The sequence below is a fragment of the Thermococcus sp. genome (genome assembly GCF_027008145.1).
GTDB lineage: Archaea > Methanobacteriota_B > Thermococci > Thermococcales > Thermococcaceae > Thermococcus.
Genome location: NZ_JALTCZ010000061.1, coordinates 1 through 2,782 on the forward strand (window position 1 = coordinate 1; position 2,782 = coordinate 2,782).

The 2,782-nt window shown below is 53.6% G+C and carries 2 protein-coding genes and 1 pseudogene; 2 read left to right on the plus strand and 1 reads right to left on the minus strand.

What is annotated here, in order from left to right; translation table 11 throughout:
* Positions 1-324 (plus strand): annotated as a pseudogene (locus MVD07_RS03035) (ATPase); the annotation flags it as partial.
* A gap of 7 nt (positions 325-331) precedes the next feature.
* On the opposite strand, the gene MVD07_RS03040 reads toward MVD07_RS03035, so the two are convergent.
* On the minus strand, positions 332-1,489 hold the full coding sequence (locus MVD07_RS03040; RefSeq protein WP_297498482.1) for an alanine--glyoxylate aminotransferase family protein: 1,158 nt from the start codon (positions 1,487-1,489) through the stop codon (positions 332-334).
* A 166-nt stretch (positions 1,490-1,655) separates the two neighbouring features.
* On the opposite strand from MVD07_RS03040, the gene MVD07_RS03045 reads away from it, so the two are divergent.
* Positions 1,656-2,782: MFS transporter (locus MVD07_RS03045; RefSeq protein WP_297498479.1), on the plus strand; the 1,127-nt coding region annotated here is incomplete at its 3' end.

Genomic DNA, 2,782 nt, shown 5'->3' on the forward strand with positions numbered 1-2,782 from the left:
AGAAAACCACTCAGGGTGAGAACTGAAGAGGTCATCGGAAGGCTGAAAAGTATTGACCCGGACTACGTTGTCATAGACACCCTACACACCGTGAGCGTTCCAAAAATTCTGGAGGAGCTGATAGAGATGTACGCATTCATTGTAACTTCCCTCGCCCTAACGGACGGCATAAAGGGTGAGGTGATGCACTGGCTCAGAATAGACGAGAAGACCTTCAACCGCTTTGACGTCGTCGTGGTCATGAAAAGGGACTTCAGAACAGGGAAGCGGACTATAGACAGAATATACGCGGTTAAAGACGGGAAACTGGTAAGGATAATTTAAGGGGGGCTCAGCGCCCCCCGAGTTCTTCTATAACCTCCCTCAGGTTGTCAAGCATCTCCCTTATGTCCTCGAAGGTCATGTACCCCATGTTTCCAATTCTGAAGGTTTTCTCTGCTACGCTTCCGTAGCCTTTGGCCAGTTCAAAACCACGCTCGCGCATTGCGTTGTAAACGTCGATCCCCTTCATGCCCTCGGGGACAACTACAGCCGTAATCGTCGGGCTCTCGTAGCCGGGTTCGGCAAGGATTCCGAGGCCCATCTTCCTGACACCCTCCCTTATGGTCTCGCTCCTCTTCCTGTACATATCGAGCCACTCCTTCTTGCCTCCCATCTTTTCAATGATCCTCAGGACGACGTTAAGGCCGAATATCTGCGGGAGCGGTGGCGTTGAGGGTGTCCCCTTCTTCTTCTCGTTGAACTTCTTGTAGAGGGGTAGATCAAAATACCAGCCCCTTTCTGGGGTCTTCTCGGCTATCTCAAAAACGCGCTCGCTGACGGCCGCTACAGCAAGCCCAGGCGGAACACCAAAGGCCTTCTGACTGCTCGCAAAGACGAGGTCAATGCCCCACTTATCGAACCTTATGTCAGCCCCTCCCATCGCCGAGACGGCATCGACGAAGAGTAACTTGTCATGCTCGTGAACGACCTTGGCCAGCTCGGGAAGCGGGTTGAGAACACCGGTTGAGGTCTCGTTGTAGGTTACCGTCACCGCGTGAACGTCGGGGTTCTTCCTTAAAGCCTCGTCTAACTCCTCTGGTTTAACAGCCTGTCCTGGCTCCTTCTCAAGGATAACGGCTTTTCTCCCGTTGGTCTCGACCACATCGGCGAAGCGCTTTCCAAAGGCTCCTATAACGGTAACGAGAACCTTTCCACCGCGCGGGACGGTGTTTCTAACCGATGCCTCCATGAAACCCGTCCCTGAACTCGGAAAGAGGATTATCTCGCCCTTATCTGCCTCAAGGAACTCCTTGAGCCTTTCAAGCGTGTCAACGTGAACGGCCTTTGCCTCGGCTGAGCGGTGGCTGAACATCTGGACGGACATTATCGCGAGAACCTCAGGGAAACAGGCAACCGGGCCGGCTGTAAAGAGCCTGTACCTCGGCTTCACCATCTCGTAGACTTCCCTGTAAGCGTCTTCATGCTCCATGTCAAACTCAAGGGACACTGCCATGGGGATCACCACTCTCAATTGCGTGGCACCCATAAAAAGGGTTCGCTCGTCTCGGTTGAGTTGCTTCGATGAAAGTTCCGGCAAGAGCGAGCTAAGTTGAAGAACCTTCAAAGGGATTAATACTTTTAAAAAGTTGATCCCACGTTAAGACGGTGATCTAATGGAAACGAAAAGGCTCGCAGGGATAGCACTCCTCGTGTTTTCTGCCTTCACAGGCACGATAGCATTCCGCCTGGCCACCCCAGCGATAGCCTTCTACACCCGCGACGTTTTGAAGGCGAGCATGTTTGCCGTTTCGCTCGTTTCCATGTCATTTGTTCTGGCCAGGGCCTTCACCTCGGTTTTAGGAGGACTGATCCTTGAAAGGGGGAAGAAGCTCGTTTACATTGGTGCGGTGGCTATGATGGGCAACGCATTGGCCGTCCAGCTCTACCCGCTAACCTCAAGCTGGTTCCAAGTTGCCGGGATAAAGCTCCTAAATGGCTTCCTCAACGGGTTGAGCTGGCCGATGGCCCAGTTCGTCGTGGCTGTAGCAACGCCAAAGGAAATCCGGGCGAGGGTTACATCGGTTTACTTCTTCTTCGGGAGCATAGCTTCCCTCCTAGGGAACTACGTCTATGCATACACCATAAACATCGGCTTGGCAGGTCAGATGTGGATTTCCTCGGCCTTCTTCATCCTGACCGGTCTGATAATGCTCCTGAGCTATTACCTTCTCTACGAGCGGATAACACCGAAGAGGGGGGAAAGAAATGAAGAGAGGCCGGCCCTTGACCCGAGGAGGGTTCTCATTATAGCATCCCTGATGGCCGTCATAGTTGCCTTCACCTCAGGCGAGATAACCTACGTTTACGTTGCAGAAGCTCTTGGGCTGAGCAGGGAGAGGACTGCCGTTCTGCTCGGCTGGACTGGCTTTCTATCTGCTCTCCTGAGCTACTTCACCTCATGGTTTGCCGACGTTAGAAGCGAGGCCAAGACTGTAAAACTGACCGCGCTCTTGGCGGCGATTTCACCGCTTTTAGCCTCGATAAAGACTGCCCCAACGGTCTTTTTGGGAGTCTTCCTGGCACTCTTCGCCTTTCAGAGCTTCAGGCCTATTTCGAGGAAGGTTTTATCGAGCTACCACCGCTCCTCCCTCGCTATAGGCGGTGTGAACGCCGTCCAGAACCTCTCAACCTTCGTTGGAGGAATGGTCTTCGGCTTGGCCTACTCCCTCGGCGAAGTGCACCTCGGGCTGACCTTTAATTTAGCCCTCCTGGCCTTCCTGCCCGTCTCGCTCGGGCTGGC